General features: G+C 66.9%; 14 protein-coding genes. 3 read left to right on the top strand and 11 right to left on the bottom strand.

Annotated features, from left to right (window positions below; genetic code table 11):
* Positions 1 to 91 precede the first annotated feature (91 nt).
* Together metF and ACZK08_RS03010 are read left to right on the top strand one after the other, a co-directional pair.
* The gene (gene metF, locus ACZK08_RS03015) at positions 92 to 919 is read left to right on the top strand and encodes a methylenetetrahydrofolate reductase [NAD(P)H] (protein ID WP_053516480.1); all 828 of its coding nucleotides are present in this window, start codon (positions 92 to 94) and stop codon (positions 917 to 919) included.
* Positions 920 to 959: 40 nt separating this feature from the next.
* Complete coding sequence (locus tag ACZK08_RS03010; RefSeq protein WP_065175808.1) at positions 960 to 1,538, top strand: DUF4124 domain-containing protein; 579 nt, start codon at positions 960 to 962, stop codon at positions 1,536 to 1,538.
* Between the two features lie 70 nt (positions 1,539 to 1,608).
* Here ACZK08_RS03010 and ACZK08_RS03005 read toward each other — a convergent pair whose 3' ends face one another.
* From ACZK08_RS03005 to ACZK08_RS02995, 3 genes are all read right to left on the bottom strand, one after another.
* Positions 1,609 to 2,562 carry a Nudix family hydrolase gene (locus tag ACZK08_RS03005; RefSeq protein WP_065182800.1) on the bottom strand — a complete coding sequence of 318 codons (954 nt, stop codon included), beginning with the start codon at positions 2,560 to 2,562 and terminating at the stop codon, positions 1,609 to 1,611.
* 102 nt (positions 2,563 to 2,664) lie between these two features.
* Positions 2,665 to 5,397 (bottom strand): preprotein translocase subunit SecA, encoded by a 2,733-nt coding sequence (gene secA / locus ACZK08_RS03000; protein ID WP_053516445.1) that lies wholly within the window; start codon positions 5,395 to 5,397, stop codon positions 2,665 to 2,667.
* Between the two features lie 264 nt (positions 5,398 to 5,661).
* Positions 5,662 to 6,615, bottom strand: a complete 954-nt coding sequence (locus ACZK08_RS02995; protein WP_053516446.1) for a M23 family metallopeptidase — start codon at positions 6,613 to 6,615, stop codon at positions 5,662 to 5,664.
* 12 nt (positions 6,616 to 6,627) lie between these two features.
* Here ACZK08_RS02995 and ACZK08_RS02990 point away from each other — a divergent pair, with 12 nt between their 5' ends.
* The gene (locus ACZK08_RS02990) at positions 6,628 to 7,077 is read left to right on the top strand and encodes a DciA family protein (protein ID WP_053516447.1); all 450 of its coding nucleotides are present in this window, start codon (positions 6,628 to 6,630) and stop codon (positions 7,075 to 7,077) included.
* A 281-nt stretch (positions 7,078 to 7,358) separates the two neighbouring features.
* Here ACZK08_RS02990 and lpxC read toward each other — a convergent pair whose 3' ends face one another.
* From lpxC to ftsW, 8 genes are all read right to left on the bottom strand, one after another.
* Positions 7,359 to 8,270 (bottom strand): UDP-3-O-acyl-N-acetylglucosamine deacetylase, encoded by a 912-nt coding sequence (gene lpxC / locus ACZK08_RS02985; RefSeq protein WP_065182801.1) that lies wholly within the window; start codon positions 8,268 to 8,270, stop codon positions 7,359 to 7,361.
* Positions 8,271 to 8,458: 188 nt separating this feature from the next.
* Positions 8,459 to 9,694, bottom strand: coding sequence for a cell division protein FtsZ (gene ftsZ, locus ACZK08_RS02980; protein WP_053516450.1), 1,236 nt, complete (start codon positions 9,692 to 9,694; stop codon positions 8,459 to 8,461).
* A gap of 161 nt (positions 9,695 to 9,855) precedes the next feature.
* On the bottom strand, positions 9,856 to 11,091 hold the full coding sequence (gene ftsA, locus ACZK08_RS02975; protein WP_005408083.1) for a cell division protein FtsA: 1,236 nt from the start codon (positions 11,089 to 11,091) through the stop codon (positions 9,856 to 9,858).
* The gene (locus tag ACZK08_RS02970) at positions 11,088 to 11,837 is read right to left on the bottom strand and encodes a cell division protein FtsQ/DivIB (protein WP_053516451.1); all 750 of its coding nucleotides are present in this window, start codon (positions 11,835 to 11,837) and stop codon (positions 11,088 to 11,090) included. The genes ftsA and ACZK08_RS02970 overlap by 4 nt, the downstream gene beginning before the upstream one ends.
* Complete coding sequence (locus ACZK08_RS02965; RefSeq protein WP_065182802.1) at positions 11,834 to 12,796, bottom strand: D-alanine--D-alanine ligase; 963 nt, start codon at positions 12,794 to 12,796, stop codon at positions 11,834 to 11,836. The genes ACZK08_RS02970 and ACZK08_RS02965 overlap by 4 nt, the downstream gene beginning before the upstream one ends.
* Positions 12,793 to 14,229: a UDP-N-acetylmuramate--L-alanine ligase gene (murC, locus tag ACZK08_RS02960; protein WP_053516454.1), complete on the bottom strand. Its 1,437-nt coding sequence runs from the start codon at positions 14,227 to 14,229 to the stop codon at positions 12,793 to 12,795. The genes ACZK08_RS02965 and murC overlap by 4 nt, the downstream gene beginning before the upstream one ends.
* 40 nt (positions 14,230 to 14,269) lie before the next feature.
* Positions 14,270 to 15,358 (bottom strand): undecaprenyldiphospho-muramoylpentapeptide beta-N-acetylglucosaminyltransferase, encoded by a 1,089-nt coding sequence (murG, locus tag ACZK08_RS02955; protein ID WP_065175811.1) that lies wholly within the window; start codon positions 15,356 to 15,358, stop codon positions 14,270 to 14,272.
* Entirely contained in the window at positions 15,355 to 16,671 is a 1,317-nt protein-coding gene (ftsW, locus tag ACZK08_RS02950; RefSeq protein WP_065175812.1) for a putative lipid II flippase FtsW, read from the bottom strand. The genes murG and ftsW overlap by 4 nt, the downstream gene beginning before the upstream one ends.
* Positions 16,672 to 16,673 lie beyond the last annotated feature (2 nt).

Here is a 16,673-nt window from a genome sequence, read left to right as displayed (position 1 = left end):
CCCCCTTCGCGGCAGGCGCTTCACACATTCATTGCACATCCATCTTGATGAAGCGATATACTGGTTCGCACCCGCCGCCATCGCCCGTGCCATGACCGCCATCAGCTTCGAGTTCTATCCGCCCAAGACCGACGAACAGCGCAGCCAGCTCGACCGTGCCGCGGCGAAGCTGAAGGACTACGCGCCCGAGTACGTGTCCTGTACGTTCGGCGCCGGTGGCTCGACCCTGAGCTACACCTCCGAGACCGTGCGCCATCTCAACCAGCACCACGGCTTCGAGGCGGCGCCTCATCTCTCCTGTGTCGGCGGCACCCGCCAGGAAATCCGCGAGCTGCTCAAGCTGTACCGCGCGATCGGCTGCCGCCGGCTGGTCGCACTGCGCGGTGACCTGCCCTCGGGCATGGGCTTTCCTGGCGACCTGCGCTACGCCGCCGAACTGATCGCCTTCATCCGTGCCGAACATGGCAATGCCTTCCGCATCGAGGTCGGTGCCTACCCCGAAACACATCCGCAGGCCTCCGATGCCCTGGCCGACCTGAAGCACTTCAAGGCCAAGATCGATGCCGGCGCCGACGCGGCGATCACCCAGTACTTCTTCAACCCCGACGCCTACTTCCACTTCGTGGATGAAGTGCGCCGGCTTGGCGTGGACGTGCCGATCACGCCCGGCATCATGCCGATCGCCAACTTCAGCCAGCTGCGCCGCTTCTCCGAGCAATGCGGTGCCGAGATCCCGCGCTGGATCGGCCGCAAGATGCAGGCCTACGGCGATGACGCGGCATCGGTGCGTGCATTCGGCGCCGAAGTGGTGGCCAAGCTGTGCCAGCGCCTGATCGAAGGCGGCGCGCCGGGCCTGCACTTCTACACACTGAACCTGGCCAAGCCGACAACGGCCGTGTTGAAACTGCTGCAGGGCTGAAAGCACGCTGCACGCGTGCATTCGGCGCTACCCTGCGTCGATGAGATCCATTTCACTCCTGCTGCTGCCGCTGCTGCTGTCCGCTGCGCCCGGCGTTGCCCACGGCCAGGCCTCGCGCCTGAACCGCTGCACCGATGCACAAGGCCAGAGCGTCTACACCGACCGGCCCTGCGACAGCATCGGCGCGCGATCACGGCTGCCACCTCCCGCTCCTGCCGGCAACCACCTGCCGCAGGACTCGCTGGGGGCGCGCTGCCCGCGCCGCCTGAGCGAGCTGGTACAGGCCCTGCGCACCGGCATTACCGGCAACGACGTGAACCGCTTGTCCTCACTCTATCTCTGGGGGGCGGTGTCCGACGCGGGCGCGCAGCGCATCCTCGGCCAGCTGGAGTCGCTGGCGCGGCGGCCACTGGTGGACGTCGTGCCGGTCTATCCGCAGCAGGCACAGGCCGTTCTCCAGGACGAGGATCCTGCACTGGCCGGATCCGCGACCGAGCCCTCCGCATCGCGCCATCCCGTAGGCCTGCGGCTTGAGCAGACGCTGCCTGGCAGCGCCACCCGCGCCGCGACGGTGCTGGGACTGCGACGTCAGTACGGCTGTTTCTGGATCACATTGTGATCGCTAGGGGTCCGATCCCGGCAATGGGGTCAGAGCCCGGCTGCGCGAGGATCTGACCCGCGAGCGTGCTCTACTCCGGCCACAGGCTGCGGATGGCGGCGATGCCCTGCCCACCATGGCGGCGCGCCTCAGCGACCTGGCCGCGTGCCATCCCACCCAGCGCGTAGATGGGCAGCGATACCTGTGCACGCAGGGCGGCAAACGCATCCCAGCCCAGCGGCGTTGCCTCGGGATGGCTGGCGGTCGCCTGCACCGGCCCAAGCACGGCGAAGTCGCATCCCAGCCGTTGTGCGGCCTGCAGCTGCTCAAGATCGTGGCAGGAGGCTCCCACCAGCTGCCCATCCGGCAACGGTCGCGCCTGCAGGGACAACAGCTGTTCGCTGCCCAGATGCACGCCGACACCCAGCGAGCGCGCCAGTTCGATATCGCGGTTCAGCAGCCACTGCACCCCGCGCCGGTGCGCGCGCAGCGCCTGCTCGATCAGGGCCTGACGGCGAGGATGCTGCAGCGGCAGGCGCAGCTGGATGCGCTGCTGGCCGCCACTGACCGCGCGCTGCAGCCGTTCCTGCCACTGCCGTTGACCGGCATCGTCCTCACCCGGTGCAGGGGTGACCAGGTAGCAGTCGGGCTCGCGCAGTGCCGCCACCACCGGCAGGTCGGCCGGCGGCATCGAGTAGCGTCCGAGCTTGTCCTGCGCGACCCAGGTGATGGCCTGGCCTTCGCGACCGCGCGGTGTGCCCTTCCAGCTGCGGACGTGCCGCACTTCCAGCGTCAGGTGCTTGTCCGGGTACCGCTGCGGCACGTCCATGATCCAGTCGCCGACCTCGGCTTCGATGCCCAGTTCCTCGCGCAGTTCACGCACCAGGGCCTGCGCGGAGGTTTCGCCCGCTTCGCGCTTGCCGCCGGGGAACTCCCACAGGCCGGCCATGTCGCGGTTCTCGGTACGACGGTTGAGCAGCACGCGGCCACGGGCGTCGGTGATGACGGCCGCCACGACATGGATCGATCGGGTGGGGGAAGGCATGCAGGGAGCATGCCTACAACAGGGGGACCGGCGCAATCGCGGATCGCGTACTTTCCTGCCCCAGAACGGGAGAGCCCCGCTTTCGCGGGGCTCTCTGGCCGGTCAACTCAGCTGGCCGTGGCAGTGCTTGTACTTCTTGCCACTGCCGCACGGGCACGGATCGTTGCGGCCGATCTTGGCTTCTTCGCGCTGCACCTGGGCCACGCCCTGCTGCGCGGCCTGCACCTGCGCCGCTTCCTCGTCGGCGCTGTAGCCGCCGGCGTCCTGGTGCTGGAACTGCGACTGGCGCAGGCGTGCCTCGACCTGCTGGCGCTCGGCCGCTTCCAGTGCCTGCACTTCCTCGTCGCTGCGGATGCGCACGCGGGCGAGCAGGGTCACCACTTCGCGCTTGACGTTCTCCAGCATGTCCGAGAACAGCTCGAAGGCTTCCTTCTTGTACTCCTGCTTCGGCTGCTTCTGCGCGTAACCCCGCAGGTAGATGCCCTGGCGCAGGTAGTCCATGCGTGCCAGGTGCTCCTTCCAGCTCTGGTCCAGCACGGTCAGCATCACATGCTTTTCCAGCGCGCGCATGGTCTCGTCGCCGACGCTGGCTTCCTTCTCGGCGAAGTGCTGGTTGACGCGCTCCTGCACCTTGGCGGCGATGGTTTCGGCGTCCAGTTCCTCGTGCGACTTGACCAGGTCGGTCAGCGACATCTGCAGGCCGAACTCCGACTCCAGGGTCGCTTCCAGGCCACGCAGGTCCCACTGCTCGTCCACCGAGTTCGGCGGCACGAAGCGCGCAACGATGTCGAAGACGACATCGTCGCGGATGCCATCGACGTTCTCCTTCACCGATTCGGCGTCCAGCAGTTCATCGCGCTGGGCGTAGATGACCTTGCGCTGGTCGTTGTTGACGTCGTCGAAGTCCAGCAGGTTCTTGCGGATGTCGAAGTTGTGGGCCTCGACCTTGCGCTGCGCCTTCTCGATCTGGCGGCTGACCAGGCGGTCTTCGATGACGTCGTCTTCCTTCATGCCCATCATGCGCATGGCCTTCTGCACCCAGTCGGAGGCGAAGATGCGCATCAGGTTGTCTTCCAGCGACAGGTAGAAGCGGGACGAACCCGGGTCACCCTGGCGGCCCGAACGGCCACGCAGCTGGTTGTCGATACGACGCGATTCATGGCGCTCGGTGCCGACGATGTGCAGGCCGCCTGCCGCCTTCACTGCTTCGTGGCGCTGCTGCCAGTCGGCCTTGATCGCCGCCTTCTGTTCATCGGTGGCATCTTCGCCCAGCGCATGCAGCTCGGCTTCCAGCGAACCACCGAGCACGATGTCGGTACCACGACCGGCCATGTTGGTGGCGATGGTCACCGCGCCGGGACGACCGGCATTGGCGACGATGGTCGCTTCGCGGTCATGCTGCTTGGCGTTGAGCACTTCGTGCTTCACGCCCGCCTTGCGCAGGTGCTCGGACAGCATTTCCGAGGTTTCGATCGAGGTGGTACCGACCAGCACCGGCTGGCCGCGCTTGGCGCATTCCTCGATGTCGGCCAGCACCGCGTTGAACTTGCCCTTGCGGTTGAGGAACACCTGGTCCGGGCTGTCCTTGCGGATGGTCGGGCGGTTGGTCGGGATCACCACCACTTCCAGGCCGTAGATGCTCTGGAACTCGAATGCTTCGGTATCGGCCGTACCGGTCATGCCGGACAGCTTCTTGTACATGCGGAACAGGTTCTGGAAGGTAATGCTGGCCAGCGTCTGGTTCTCACGCTGCACCGGCACGCCTTCCTTCGCCTCCACCGCCTGGTGCAGGCCGTCGGACCAGCGGCGACCGGCCAGGGTACGGCCGGTGAACTCGTCCACGATCACCACTTCACCATCGCGCACGATGTAGTCCACGTCACGCTGGTAGATGGCGTGCGCGCGCAGGGCGGCGTTGAGGTGGTGGACCACGGTCAGGTTCTGCGCCGCGTAAAGGCCTTCGGTGTCGCCGTTGAGGATGCCGGCCTCGACCAGCAGCTGTTCGGCGTGCTCCATGCCCGCTTCGGACAGGTGCACCTGCTTGCCCTTCTCGTCGACCCAGAAGTCGCCCTCGCCGTCTTCCACTTCCTGCTTGACCAGGTTCGGCACGATGCGGTTGACGCGGATGTACAGCTCCGGGGAATCGTCGGCCGGGCCGGAGATGATCAGCGGGGTGCGTGCTTCGTCGATCAGGATGGAGTCGACTTCGTCGACGATGGCGTAGTGCAGGCCGCGCTGATAGCGATCGGCCTTGGACAGCGCCATGTTGTCGCGCAGGTAGTCGAAACCGAATTCGTTGTTGGTGCCGTAGGTGATGTCGGCGGAATAGGCTTCGCGCTTGTCGCTGTGCGGCATGCCCGGATACACCACGCCCACGCTCAGGCCCAGCCAGTTGTACAGCTTGCCCATCTGCGCGGCATCGCGGCGGGCCAGGTAGTCGTTCACGGTGACCACGTGCACGCCCTTGCCTTCCAGCGCGTTGAGGTACACCGGCAGCGTGGCCACCAGGGTCTTGCCTTCACCGGTACGCATTTCGGCGATCTTGCCCAGGTGCAGGACCATGCCGCCGATCAGCTGCACGTCGTAGTGGCGCATGCCGAGCACGCGGCGACCGGCTTCGCGGCAGACCGCGAATGCTTCCGGCAGGACCTTGTCCAGGGCCTCACCGCCGGCGATGCGCTGCTTGAACTCCGGCGTCTTGGCCTGCAGCTGCTCGTCGGAAAGCTTCTCGATCTCCGGCTCCAGCGCATTGATCTTGGCGACGATGCGGTTGAGCTGGCGCAGCTGTCGTTCGTTACGACTGCCAAATACGCGGGTAAGCAGGCTGTTGATCATTGAAGGAACCGGGTTGGATGGACACGACGCCCGGCCTTCCCTGGGGAATCCGTCCGCCGCAAACGAAACAGGGCGCTTGGCGCCCTGTCGATGGCAACACCCATTGTAGCTTGGGACGGCCGGGAGGGGTTTCAAGCGTCCCGTGCGGCGTGATCGGCCCGGATCCGGCAAACCGGGGTTGAGCAAAGGGGTCGGATCCCTTTCGCCGTGGCGAAAGGATCTGACCCCAAGGAGGGTGGCGCCGGGCCATGCCCGGCGCTGGAATCAGCCGCGGCTGATACGGCCGACCGGCGTGTTGCCGCCGTCGCCGAGGAACTTGCGCGGGTTGACCACGTTGCCGTTTTCCCACACCTCGAAGTGCACGTGGGCGCCGGTGGAGCGACCGGTGGAACCGGCCTTGGCCACTTCCTGGCCGGCACGGACCAGATCGCCGACCTTCACGACCAGGCGCGAATTGTGCGCGTAGCGGGTGACGTAGCCGTTGCCATGGTCGACATCGACGACGTTGCCGTAGCCGCCCTTGACGCCGGAGAAGCTGACCACGCCATCGGCCACGGCCATGACCGGATCGCCGACCCGGGCGTGGAAGTCCATGCCCTTGTGGGTGGCGGCACCGCGGCCGAAGGGGTCGGCACGGGTGCCGAAGCCGGACGTGACATAGCTGTTGCGGATCGGCATGCGCGAAGGCACGGCGTTCTGCTGCAGCTGGTGATCGAACATCAGCGATTCCATCACCGACAGCTGGCGGCCTGAAGCAGCGAAACGCTGCTCCAGCACCTGTAAGTCGGCGTTGACATCCTTGACCGGGATGTCCGAGGTCGGGCCGCCGGCATCGCCGTCACCCAGGCCGGGAGTTTCGTTGAAGTCAAACTCGCCATCTTCCAGCTTGCCCATCTGGGTCAGCCGTTCGCCCAGGGCGTTGAGGCGGGTGGCCTGCGCCTGCAGCTCGCCGAGGCGGGCCGCCAGCGCGTTGACCTGGGTCTGCGCATCGCGCTGGACCTTGGCCAGTTCAGCCTCCTGGCGGTCGACCTTGGCCTGCAGCCGCGAATCGTTGAACGCGTTGGCGCCGATTCCGCCTGCAAAGCCGATAATGCAGCCTACCCCGAGCACGCTGCCCAGCAGGGCACGGGGGCGGTCCTCGAAATAGAACCGCAAACGCGTGAGCGCCGATTTGGCCTGACCTTCACGCGTTTTGATTACGATCTTTTTGAATGCCATCAGTGAGTTTTCATGTCTGAGCCGAAATCCAGCGTTCGCCCCGCTTCCGTGCCGAAACCGGCACTGGATGCGGTAATGGCGGACAAAAGCGGGAACCCGCTGCGGCGTGCCTTGTGGCTCGACGCGCTGGACCGTCAGTTGCGCCCCCAGTTGCCGCCACCTCTGCGCAGCCGTTGCCGGCTGGCCAATGTGGACGGGGAACACCTCGTTTTTCTCGTCGAGTCCCCGGTCTGGCATGCCAAGTTCCGGCTTGCCGAGGCCCAGCTTCTCGACGCGGCCCGGTCCATCGGGCTGAAGGCCACCAGGGTGACCATCAAGACTGCGTCCACCACTCCCTCACGCTCCCCAGCGATCGACAACCGGAATGGCCCCCACGCAGTTTCAGCCGCCACGCACAAAGGGCTACGCGACGCCTTGGCAGCCCTGCAGGATGTTCCTTCGAAGCCGAAGAAGCGGTCCTGAGGACAACGGAGCCTCCTGCTCCGCTCCCCGTCGCGCGTGTCACCGCAGCGTGAAACATTTCGGGGGCCGGGTCGCATCCTAGCGGTCCCCGGTGGACCTGTCGTTAGATTGTTGTTAAAACAACGTTAAATTCAGGCTTCCGATCCAACAGGTTCACGAAACCGTGACGACAGACCGACAGTCGCGTCACCTGCTGCGTCGTATCCATCGCAGCCTCCAGAAATGCGGACGCCGCCCTGAGAGGCGGCGTTTTTTCCTTTCAATTCAAAACGTTATGTGGATCAGGCGTAGGCCGGGGTGGCGTACTCGACCGGATCCGGTAGCGCCGGCGAGTCATAGCTGACCCACTCCCACGCGCTGGCATCGGCCATCAGCGCGCGCACCAGCTTGTTGTTGAGCGCGTGACCGGACTTGAAGCCCTCGTAGGCGCCCAGCACCTGGCCACCGGCGAGGTAGAGGTCGCCGATCGCATCAAGGATCTTGTGGCGCACGAATTCGTCGGCGTAGCGCAGCCCGTCTTCGTTGAGCACGCGGAACTCGTCAAGCACGATGGCGTTGTCCATCGACCCGCCCAGGCCCAGATTGCGTTCACGCATGTACTCCAGGTCGCGCATGAAGCCGAAGGTGCGCGCGCGGGAGATTTCCTTGGTGTACGCCAGCGTGGAGAATTCGATTTCCTGGCGTGACTGCTTGGCCGGGATCATCGGGTGGTCGAACTGGATGGTGAAGCCCAGCTTGTACCCCTCGTAGGGCGTGAAGCGGGCCACCTTGTCACCCTCGGTCACTTCCACGGTCTTGAGCACGCGGATGAAGCGCTTGGGCGCATCCTGTTCCACGATGCCTGCCGACTGCAGCAGGAACACGAACGGGCCGGCCGAACCGTCCATGATCGGCAGCTCGGCCGAGGACAGCTCGACGATGATGTTGTCCACACCCAGGCCGGCCAGAGCCGACATCAGGTGTTCAACGGTCTGGACCTTGGCGTCGTTGCAGGTCAGGCCGGTGCACAGGGTCACTTCGGTGACCAGCTCCGCCTTGGCCGGCACTTCCACCACCGGATCCAGATCCACGCGGCGGAACACGATGCCGTGGTTGACCGGTGCCGGGCGCAGGGTCATGTAGACCTTGTCACCGCTGTGCAGGCCAACGCCGGTAGCGCGGATCGTGTTCTTGAGGGTGCGTTGCTGGATCATGGGGGCAGACCGGAAGTGACACCTTAGATTAACACGCGCACTCCCCTACCCCGGCTGAAACGGCGGCAGGACACACCGGCGCGCGGGTGGGACACGCGTGAAGGGCCGCCGGGCCTATCCTGGCCCGGCGCCCGCACTTCAGGACATGGTGGCGCGACCCGGGGAGGACAAGCCCCGGGCAGCTCCGCTCAGTCCGCCTGGCGGCGCAGGAACGCCGGGATGTCCAGGTAATCATTCGGCAGTTCCGCCGCCGCCGGGGCCGAAGAGGCCGGGGCCGACGCGGTGGAGGCTGCCGCGGTATCGCTGCTGGCACGACGCAGGCCCAGGCCCATGCCGCCCACGGCCTTGGAGACCGCATCGCCACCCGTGTCGAACTCGCCGAACTCCGGCTGGCCGGTGGTGGCATTGCGCACCAGCTTGATCGGCGCACGCTCGCCCGGACGCTGGCTCTTGCTGGCCGACACGCGGTTCAGGCCGGTAGCCACCACCGTCACGCGCACTTCGTCCTGCATGTCCGGATCCAGCACGGTACCGACCACCACGGTGGCATCTTCGGACGCGAAGCCATCGATGGTGCGGCCGATCTCGTCGAACTCGGCCATGGTGAAGTCGGCGCCAGCGGTGATGTTGACCAGGATGCCGTTGGCACCGGCCAGGTTCACATCGTCCAGCAGCGGGTTCTGGATCGCCGCTTCGGCGGCAGCCTGGGCACGGTCATCGCCACGGGCGGTGCCGGTACCCATCATCGCCAGGCCCATTTCGGACATGACGGTGCGCACGTCGGCGAAGTCGACGTTGATCAGGCCCGGACGCACGATCAGGTCAGCAATGCCCTGCACGGCGCCCTGCAGCACGTCATTGGCGGCACGGAACGCCTGGATCATGGTGGCGTTGCGGCCCAGCACGGTGATCAGCTTCTCGTTCGGAATCGTGATCAGCGAGTCGCAGTGCTGGCTCAGTTCCTCGATGCCCTTCAGCGCAACCTGCATGCGGCGACGGCCTTCGAACGGGAACGGCTTGGTGACCACGGCCACGGTCAGGATGCCCATTTCCTTGGCCAGCTGCGCCACCACCGGCGCCGCACCGGTGCCGGTGCCGCCGCCCATGCCGGCGGTGATGAACACCATGTCGGCGCCCTGCAGGGCGTCCATGATGCGCTCACGGTCTTCCAGGGCGGCCTGGCGGCCCACTTCCGGGTTCGCGCCTGCGCCCAGGCCCTTGGTCACGTTGGTGCCCAGCTGCAGCTGCAGCTTCGCACCGCAATTCTTGATGGCCTGCGAGTCGGTGTTGGCGGTGATGAACTCCACGCCGTCCACCGCCGAGTTGACCATGTGCGCCACGGCATTGCCGCCGCCGCCGCCCACGCCAACCACCTTGATCACCGCATTGGGTGCCATCTTTTCGATCAGTTCAAAATGCGCCATGTCCGTGTCCTCGTTGTATCCGCTTTCGATGGCATGGGCATTCGGGCGTCCTGCCGTCCTGCTGCATGCCGCCGTTGCGGCTGTGTGGGTTGTGTGTTGCCGGTGTTGCGTTGTGTTGCGGGTGTTGCATCCGGGCGATGCCCGGCGTTACGGGTTCCGCGTCAGAACTCGCCGCGGAACCAGGTCTTGAGTTTCTTGAACATGCTGCCGGCGCGCCCGGTCGGCAGCGATGGCCGGCGCGGATGCTCGATCTGGCTGCCCATCAGCAGCAGGCCCACGCCGGTGGCGTGCACCGGGTTGCCGACCACTTCGCCCAGGCCGGTGACGTGCTGCGGAATGCCCACGCGCACCGGCATCTGCAGCATCTCTTCAGCCAGCTCGACCACGCCTTCCATCTTCGATGCACCGCCGGTGAGCACCATGCCCGCGCGCACCAGCTCTTCGAAGCCGGAGCGACGCAGTTCGGCCTGCACCATCTCGAAGATTTCCTCGTAGCGGCCCTGCACTGCCTGCGCCAGCGAATGGCGCGGCATGCGCCGCGGCGGGCGATCACCCACCGACGGCACCTGGATGCTCTCCTCGGCAGTGGCCAGCTGGGCCAGGGCGCAGGCGTAGCGCACCTTGATCTGCTCGGCTTCCGGGGTCGGCGTGCGCAGCATGTGCGCGATGTCGTTGGTGACGTGGTCGCCGGCAATCGGCAGCGATGCGGTGTGGCAGATCGCGCCCTGCACGAACACCGCGATGTCGGTGGTGCCTGCGCCCATGTCGACCAGCACCACACCCAGCTCGCGTTCGTCGGCGGTCAGCACCGCCACGCTGGAGGCCAGCGAGGACAGCACCAGATCATCCACCTGCAGGCCGCAGCGCTGCACGCACTTGCTGATGTTGGCGGCGGCGGACTGCGCGCACACCACCAGGTGTGCATGCACTTCCAGGCGCACACCGGTCATGCCCACCGGGTTGCGGATGCCTTCCTGCGAATCATCCAGCACGTACTCGCGCGGGATCGCATGCAGGATCTTCTGGTCGGCCGGAATCGCCACCGCCTTGGCAGCGTCGAGCACGCGGTCCAGGTCGCCCCAGGTCACTTCGCCATCGCGGATCGGCACGATGCCCGGCGAGTTCTTGCACTGCACGTGGTTGCCGGAGATCGAGGCGTAGACCGAACGGATCTCGCAGCCGGCCATCAGCTCGGCCTCTTCGACCGCACGCTGGATCGACTGCACGGTCGATTCGATGTCCACCACCACGCCGCGCTTGAGGCCGCGCGACTCGTGCGATCCGATGCCGATCACTTCGATCGGGTTGCCCGGCGAATACTCGCCCACCAGCGCCACCACCTTGGAGGTGCCGATATCCAGGCCGACGATCAGCGATTTGTCACCCTTGCGATTCATGTCCTTTCCTGCGTCCTTCTTGCCGGGGTCGCCGGCGCGTCAGCCGGCGCGGCCGGGGTGCCCCAGCTCAGCGTGAAACCATTGGTGTAGCGGAGATCGGCGCGCTCGATCGGCGCAGCCTGGTTGGCCAGTTGTGGCAGCACGCGCACGAAGCGCTGCAGGCGCGAACGGGCGTCATCGCGTCCTACCACCACTTCGGTGCCGTTGCTCAGCACCAGCGACCAGCTGCCGCGCGCATCCATGGTCAGCCGGCGCACGTCGACGCCGGCAGGCGCGAACAGCGCGCGTGAATCGTTGTACAGCTTGACCACTTCCTCGGTCTGGCTGTCGGGGCCATCCAGCTCGGGCAGCTGCAGGTCGGCCAGCTTCTTCGGCGTGGGGAACAGCTTGCCCTGCTCGGACAGCAGGCGACCCTCGCCCCAGCGGGCGAAAGGCTTGTGCTCGACCAGGGTCACTTCCAGCACGTCAGGCCACTGCTTGCGCACCTGCGCGCTTTCCACCCACGGCAGCTTCTCCAGTGCGTCCTGCGCATCCTGCAGCTTGACCGCGAAGAACCCGGCACGCGCATACGGCAACAGCACCTGCTGCAGCTGCTCGGCCGGCACGCGCTTGAATTCACCGTGCACGCGCAGCTTCGCCAGCGGCCAGCGCTCGGCGCCGACCCAGCCATTGACCACGGCCACCACCGGCAGTGCCACCACCGACAGCGCCAGAAGCCAGACGAAGATGCGCAGCACCGCGTTCATGCGTGGCCAGCCTCCAGGGTCTGTTCAAGCACGCGCCACACCAGCTCCTCGAAGCCGATGCCGGCCTGGCGGGCCGCCTTGGGCACCAGCGAGTGGCTGGTCATGCCCGGCGCGGTGTTCACTTCCAGCAGGAAGAAGCGGCCACTTGCGCGGTCACGCATCACGTCCACGCGCCCCCAGCCACGGCAGCCGGCGGCGCGGAACGCGGCCAGCGCGATGCGACGGATCTCGTCCTCGGCCTCGCCGTCCAGGCCCGGGCACAGGTACTGGGTATCTTCTGCGATGTACTTGGCGTTGTAGTCGTACCACTGGCCCTTGGGCACGATGCGGATCGACGGCAGTGCGACGTCGCCAAGGATGGCGACGGTCAGCTCGTCGCCGACTACCATCTGCTCCATCAGCAGCTGGCCGTCGTAGCGCGCAGCCAACGCCACCGCCTCGTCCAGGCCTGCTTCGTCGGTCACACGGCTGATGCCCACGCTGGAGCCTTCGTTGGCCGGCTTGACCACCACCGGCAGGCCTAGCTCGCGCGCCTGTGCGTGGACGGTCTCGGCAGTGACCTTCCGGTACTGCGGGGTGGGTAAACCGACCGAGAGCCACACCTGCTTGGTGCGGATCTTGTCCATGCTCAATGCCGAACCCAGCACGTCCGAGCCGGTATACGGCACGCCGAAGGCGTCCATCAGGCCCTGCACGATGCCATCCTCTCCGCCACCGTTGTGGCCATGCAGGATGTTGAACACGCGATCGATGCCGCCGCCGGCCAATGCCCGGGCCAGGGCCGGAATGCCGTCCACGGCGAACGCATCGACGCCGCGCGACTGCAGCGCCTCCAGCACGTTGCGGCCGGAGTCCAGCGACACCTCGCGCTCGCTGGAGGTACCGCCGAGCAGGACGGCGACGCGGCCGAACACGGCCGGGTCGGTACTGCGCAGCGGCGGGAAGGTCAGCGTGCTCACGCCTCGCCCTCCGCCTTGAAGCCTTCCACTGCGATGTGGGTGGCGACGGCGCCGATATCGCCGGCCCCCATCATCAGCAGCAGGTCACCATCCTGCAGCACGTCCGGCAGCACGCTCGCCAGCTCGGCGGCCTTGCCCACCACCACCGGCTCGCTGCGGCCGCGGGCGCGGATGGCGCGTGCCAGCGCATGCGAATCGGCACCTGCGATCGGCTCCTCGCCGGCCGGGTAGACCTCGCTCAGTACCAGCGCGTCGACGCTGGACAGCACTGCAGCGAACTTGTCGAACTGGTCGCGGGTGCGGCTGTAGCGGTGGGGCTGGAACGCGACCACCAGGCGCTTGTCGGCCCAGCCGCCGCGGGCAGCGGCAAACACCGCCTCCAGTTCGCTCGGGTGATGACCGTAATCATCGATGATCCGCACCCTGGCACCGCTGGCGGTGGTGACTTCGCCCAGGTCGTTGAAGCGACGGCCGACGCCGGCGAAGGCCTCCAGCGCACGCGCAATCGCATCCGGTGCCACGCCCAGCTGCCAACCGACCGCAGCGGCGGCCAGCGCGTTGAGCACGTTGTGCCTGCCCGGCAGTGCCAGCACCACTTCCTGGCTGGTGCCCTGCGGCAGGCGCAGGGTGAAGCGCATGCGCGAGCCCTCCTGCACCACGTTCTCGGCGCGCACGTCGGCCTGCGGGCTCATGCCGTAGCTCATGACGTGGCGCGGCGTCCTGGCGGCCAGTGCAGCCACTTCCGGATCGTCGATGCACAGTACCGCCAGCCCGTAGAACGGCAGGCGCTGCAGGAACTCGGCGAATGCGGCCTGCACCCGGGCGAAGTCGTTGCCGTAGTTTTCCAGGTGGTCCGCATCGATGTTGGTGATGATCGACATCAGCGGATTCAGGCGCAGGAAGCTGCCATCGCTCTCATCGGCCTCTGCCACCAGCCACTGCCCACCGCCGAGCTTGGCGTTGGCGCCGGCGGCCAGCAGCTGGCCACCGATCACGAAGGTCGGGTCCAGGCCGCCCTCGCTCAGCACCGCTGCCGTCAGGCTGGTGGTGGTGGTCTTGCCATGGGTGCCGGCCACGGCGATGCCACGCCGGAAGCGCATCAGCTCGGCCAGCATCGCCGCACGCGGCATGATCGGAATGCGCTGGCTGCGCGCCTCCATCAGCTCCGGGTTGTCTTCGCGGATCGCGCTGGACACCACCACGCAGTCGGTGCCCAGCACATTGGCCGCCGAATGGCCACGCATGATGCGTGCTCCTAGGCCGGCCAGGCGGCGGGTGGCCGCATTGTCGGCATTGTCCGAACCGGACACTTCATAACCCAGCGTCAGCATCACTTCGGCGATGCCGCTCATGCCGGTGCCGCCGATGCCGACGAAGTGCACGCGCGGGAAGGCGCGCACCAGGTCGTTGGTGTCGTGCAGGCGACGGATCATGCGCGGCCTCGCGCAGGGCAGGCGCGCTGGCATGCCTTCTTCATACAGCTTCCTCGAGAATGATATCGGCGATGCGCTCGGCGGCATCGACCTTGGCCAGGGCACGCGCGGCTTGCGCCATCTGCATGCGGCGGCCGGGATTTTCGGACAGATCGCGCAGCAGTGCGGCAATGCCGTCTGCCAGCGTTCCGTCCTGCTTCAGCAAAACCGCCGCGCCGCGCTCGACCAGATACTCCGCGTTGCGGGTCTGGTGATCGTCGACGGCGGCGGGGAATGGCACCAGCACGCTGCCGACACCGACCGCGCACAGCTCGGCCAGGGTGGATGCCCCGGCACGGCACACGACCAGGTCGGCCCACGCGAATGCCTCGGCCATGTCCGCGATGAACGGAGTGATCTGCGCCTGCACGCCCGCCTTGGCATAGGCCTCGACCGCTTCGGCGTGCAGCTTCTCGCCGCTCTGATGGCGCACCTGCACCGGCACTTCCGCACCGAGCGCTGCGATGGCCTGCGGCACGCCGCTGTTGAGTGCGCGCGCACCCTGGCTGCCGCCCACCACCAGCACGCGCAACGGACCGTGGCGATCGGCGAAACGCTGTTCCGGCGGCGCGATCGCGGCGATCTCCGCGCGCACTGGATTGCCCACCGCTTCTTCACCCTTGGCGAAGGTGCCCGGGAACCCGGTCAGCAGGCGGCGCGAGTAGCGCGACAGGATGCGGTTGGTCATGCCGGGTGCGCGGTTCTGCTCGTGCACCAGCAGTGGCAGCCCATGCAGGCGGGTGGCCATGCCACCGGGTCCCGAGGCGAATCCGCCGAAGGCAATCACCGCACGCGGCTGGCGACGGCGGATGATCATGCCGGCCGCACGCAACGCGCGCATCAGCCGCCACGGTGCGCCCAGCAGTGCCAGCTTGCCCTTGCCACGCAGGCCGGTGATGGACAGCGTGTCGATCGGAATGTCGTGCTGCGGCACCAACCGGGTTTCCATCGCGCCTTCGGCGCCCATCCAGGTGACCGGCACGCCACGCTCGCGCAGCACGCGGGCCACGGCCAGCCCTGGGAAGATATGCCCGCCGGTACCACCGGCCAGGATCATCACCGGGCGAACGTTGTGGTCGGCAGCACTCATCCGAGCCTCCCGAAAGTCGGTTCGACGCGGGACTGCAGGCGGCTGGTGCCACGCACGGCAGGGCCCGCGCCGGCAGGCGCGTCCGCGCCCATCGGCAGCGACCCCGCGGACGGGGCGGACGGCTCTTCGGCCGGTGCGGTGGCAGCATCGTCGCCGCCGCCGATGCGCACGGCCTGGCGGCGCTCGGCACGCTTCAGCTCGTAGGACACGCGCAGCAGCAGGCCCATCGCCACGCACGTCATCAGGACCGACGAACCACCCGAGGAGATCAGCGGCAGGGTCAGGCCCTTGGTCGGCAGGATGCCCAGGTTCACGCCGATCGAAACGAAGGTCTGCATGCTGATCCACAGGCCGATGCCGAAGGCGATGTAGCCGGAGAAGTGGCGCTTCATTTCCACGCAGCGCATGCCCAGCCAGAAGGTGCGGCCGACCAGCAGCGCGAACAGGGCGATGATGACGCAGGTGCCCATGAAGCCGAATTCCTCGGCGGTCACCGAGAAGATGAAATCGGTATGTGCTTCGGGCAGGTAGTACAGCTTCTGTACCGAATTGCCGAGGCCGACGCCGGTCCACTCGCCGCGCCCCACCGCCATCAGCGCGTTGGACAGCTGGTAGCCGTCGCCCTGCTGGTCGGCCCACGGGTCCAGGAACGAGGTGATGCGGCGCATGCGGTACGGCTCGATGATCGCCAGCGCGCTCATGCCGACCAGGCCGATGATCACCGGCATCGACATGCGCGGCATGTTGACTCCGCCCAGCACCAGCATGCCGGCCGTGATCGCCAGCAGCAGGGTCGACGAACCGAAGTCGGGCTGCAGCAGCAGCAGCACCACCAGCGCACCGGCCACGCCCAGCGGCTTGAGCATCGCCGGCCAGGTCGCGTTGACCTCGTCGCGGAAGCGCACCAGGTAGCTGGACAGCCAGACGATGTACAGCACCTTCACCGCTTCCACGGTCTGGAACTTGGAGACCCCCAGGTTGATCCAGCGGCGGGCACCATTGACGCTGCTGCCCAGACCGGGAATGAACACCACCAGCAGCAGTGCGAAGCAGCCCAGCAGCAGCACCTGGTTGTACTGCTCGATGGACTTCAGCTCGGTACGCGCGGCAATGGCCGCCAGCACGATGCCGATCGCCAGGAACACCAGGTGGCGGTTGAGGTAGTAGAACGGGCTGCTCATCAACGCGATCGAGCTCGACGCCACCATCACCACGCCCAGCCCGGTGAGCGCGAGCATCGCACCCAGCAGCCACTTGTCGTAGCTGCCTTCGATGGCTTCGAGGCGTGTTGCCTGGCGGGACAGGTCGTTCATCG

The organism is Stenotrophomonas sp. 112478_Sma, from assembly GCF_056479905.1.
The sequence above is the reverse complement of the archived record's forward strand: the minus strand, read 5'-3'. Positions and strand labels throughout refer to the sequence as shown.

Coding starts and splice junctions, on each gene's coding strand:
- metF (WP_053516480.1), top strand. CDS start 92: ATGACCGCCATCAGCTTCGAGTTCTATCCGCCCAAGACCGACGAACAG.
- ACZK08_RS03010 (WP_065175808.1), top strand. CDS start 960: ATGAGATCCATTTCACTCCTGCTGCTGCCGCTGCTGCTGTCCGCTGCG.
- ACZK08_RS03005 (WP_065182800.1), bottom strand. CDS start 2,562: ATGCCTTCCCCCACCCGATCGATCCATGTCGTGGCGGCCGTCATCACC.
- secA (WP_053516445.1), bottom strand. CDS start 5,397: ATGATCAACAGCCTGCTTACCCGCGTATTTGGCAGTCGTAACGAACGA.
- ACZK08_RS02995 (WP_053516446.1), bottom strand. CDS start 6,615: ATGGCATTCAAAAAGATCGTAATCAAAACGCGTGAAGGTCAGGCCAAA.
- ACZK08_RS02990 (WP_053516447.1), top strand. CDS start 6,628: ATGTCTGAGCCGAAATCCAGCGTTCGCCCCGCTTCCGTGCCGAAACCG.
- lpxC (WP_065182801.1), bottom strand. CDS start 8,270: ATGATCCAGCAACGCACCCTCAAGAACACGATCCGCGCTACCGGCGTT.
- ftsZ (WP_053516450.1), bottom strand. CDS start 9,694: ATGGCGCATTTTGAACTGATCGAAAAGATGGCACCCAATGCGGTGATC.
- ftsA (WP_005408083.1), bottom strand. CDS start 11,091: ATGAATCGCAAGGGTGACAAATCGCTGATCGTCGGCCTGGATATCGGC.
- ACZK08_RS02970 (WP_053516451.1), bottom strand. CDS start 11,837: ATGAACGCGGTGCTGCGCATCTTCGTCTGGCTTCTGGCGCTGTCGGTG.
- murC (WP_053516454.1), bottom strand. CDS start 14,229: ATGATCCGTCGCCTGCACGACACCAACGACCTGGTGCGCGCCTTCCCG.
- murG (WP_065175811.1), bottom strand. CDS start 15,358: ATGAGTGCTGCCGACCACAACGTTCGCCCGGTGATGATCCTGGCCGGT.
- ftsW (WP_065175812.1), bottom strand. CDS start 16,671: ATGAACGACCTGTCCCGCCAGGCAACACGCCTCGAAGCCATCGAAGGC.